The 620-nt window shown below is 73.1% G+C and carries 1 pseudogene; it reads left to right on the forward strand.

Features of this window, described 5'->3' with window-relative positions:
- A pseudogene (locus E4V01_RS25430) lies at positions 1-620 on the forward strand (IS5 family transposase); the annotation flags it as partial.

Raw genomic sequence — 620 nt, forward strand, 5'->3', positions numbered from 1 at the left:
GGGGCGCCCTGGCGGTTCATGCCGCACGATCTGCCGCCGTGGGCGGCCGTCTACCAGCAGACGCAGCGCTGGCTGGCGGCCGACAGCTTCGTGGCGGTGGCGGGCGACCTTCGGGCGGTGCTGCGGATGGCGGCGGAGCGGGAGCCGGAGCCCTCGGCGGTGATTCTCGACAGCCGGACGTTGCGCTCCTCGCCCGAGAGCGGCGAGCGGGCCAGCTACGACGGGGCCAAGCGCAAGCGGGGGGGCCAAGCGCAAGCGGGGGGCGAAGGTGCATCGGGCGGTGGACAGGCCGGGCCATGTCGTGGCGCGGCACGTGACGCCTGCCGATGTCGACGACCGGGCCGAGGTCGGCCGACTGGCGGCCGAGGTTCAGGCGGAGACGGGCGACAGCGTCGCGTTGGCCTTTGTCGACCAGGGCTATTCGAGGCCCAAGCCGGCCGCCGCCGCGAGCGCCCAAGGCATCGACCTGGAGGTGGTCAAGGCGCCCGAGGCCAAGCGCGGCTTTGTCCTGCTGCCGCGCCGGTGGGTGGTGGAGCGCTCGTTTGCCTGGGCCACCCGCTGTCGGCGCTTGGTCAAGGATTACGAGCGCTACGCCAGCACATTGGCCGGACTTCACAGGG

The organism is Methylorubrum sp. Q1 (assembly GCF_004683995.1).
GTDB lineage: Bacteria > Pseudomonadota > Alphaproteobacteria > Rhizobiales > Beijerinckiaceae > Methylobacterium.